The sequence below is a fragment of the Thermogutta sp. genome (assembly GCF_014359955.1).
In the GTDB taxonomy this organism is placed as follows: Bacteria; Planctomycetota; Planctomycetia; order Pirellulales; family Thermoguttaceae; genus Thermogutta.
This window is the reverse complement of the sequence record NZ_JACIYL010000926.1, coordinates 1-1,571: the sequence shown is the minus strand read 5'-3', so window position 1 is coordinate 1,571 and position 1,571 is coordinate 1. Positions and strand designations below refer to the sequence as shown.

Below are 1,571 nucleotides of genomic sequence, written 5' to 3'. Positions count from 1 at the left end.
GTCGATCACGCGTCCATCACGCAGTGCAAAAACGGTGGGAATCCCCTGCACGTGAAACACCGCCGCCAGCTCCGGCATCTCATCCGTATTCACTTTCACCAGAACGAATGCCCCATTCTTCTCCCGAGCCAGTTTTTCGAGCAGGGGACCCAGCAGACGGCATGGCCCGCACCATGGCGCCCAGAAGTCCAACACCACCAGAACTTCTTTGGAACGCTGCAGGACGTCCTGTTCGAAGGTCGCAGGGCTTGTCGAGATAATCCACGGGCAGGTCTCACTCATTTTGCATCCTTTCCGTTAAATCCGCGCTTTTCTCGTTCAGATCGGGCGCTTACTGTATGCCAAACGGACATGATCCACGCCGGACTTTCACGGTGTGATCCAACGGGCCGACAATGACTTCTGGCCGGTAAGCGCCGTAAGTCTTTATGATACCACTATCGCTCTGCTTCAAGCACCCTCACATGCAACTCAGCCAGGTCCACTTTTGCAAAAAGCCTGTGACGCGCCGCGGGGCCAACGAGTCGTGCGGGCCACTCATGAATGGCCTCTACCTTTTAGCCGGCAACTGAATCAGGCAGTGGAAGTCGGTTCGGTGAAGGGGATTATCCGAGCGTTGGATCGCAATGTGAGAATCGGCTCTCTCGGACAAGTCCTTCGGAGGGACACGGCTGTCGTGTTCGCCGAAACCCAATCTGCCGTCTGACGTTGCAAAACGGACCTGACAAGCAGGTCCCTCCAGTTCTTTTCACCTGGGCGTGAACAAAAGGACCACCTATCTCTGAGGAATGACGGCGACGCAGCGTGTAGACCCGTTGGTCGAATCGGCGACGGACAACTCATCGGTAATCCGTCGGTTCTTTACCGCTGATAAATTGTCTCCAGCCGTCCAGGTGTTCTTTTGTGAGGGCTCTTTCCCGGTGGAACTCCGCCACGACTTCCCGATCCACTTCCGGCACACGGATACGGACCTTTAGCCTTCCGTTCGCCCGATATTGGAAGATGACCTCCACCGGCCAACCCTTTGGGAGATTGGGTGGCAGATCACGGACGCGCACCTTACCGATCTCGCAGCAATCCTCCGGCTCGGGACTTTCTCCTTCCACGATTTCAACCAGGATAGAGCGCTGATTGGGCTTGTGAGTGCGGAATCGCCTTTTGGCGATAATCGGTAGCCGCGTGTTGCGCGGGATAATCGTCCCCACTCTTCGACGCCGGGTGAGTGGGTCGACGCCAACCACTCCCAAACTGTGTGAGTTGACATTCCGGATTTTGTAGCGCGGCCGTTCACCCCGTGCCTTCCCCAGCAGCCACCCGGCATGGAGTGCCGCCCCAAGGGCTACCGCCTCATCGGCGGAAATGGACGTATCTGGTTCTTTACCAGAAAGTTCGCGGATAAGATTGCGAACCATGGGCATCCGTGTTGATCCTCCCACGAGAAGCACGCGATCGATATCCCCCCAGTCGAGACCGGCCGCTTTGAGAGCTTGCAGAGTCGTGAATCGTGTGCGATCAAGGAGGTCCCGGGTGGCCTCCTCGAATTCGTCCCGGCGCACTTCGATATCCGCCGT

Annotated in this window: 2 protein-coding genes; both read right to left on the bottom strand. The window is 57.3% G+C overall.

The features are described from left to right. On the bottom strand, positions 1 to 282 hold a 282-nt coding region (locus tag H5U08_RS18250), incomplete at its 3' end, for a thioredoxin domain-containing protein (protein WP_297036420.1). Between the two features lie 557 nt (positions 283 to 839). Then, positions 840 to 1,571, bottom strand: a 732-nt coding sequence (locus tag H5U08_RS18245) for an Hsp70 family protein (protein ID WP_297036418.1), incomplete at its 5' end; no start/stop codon positions are given.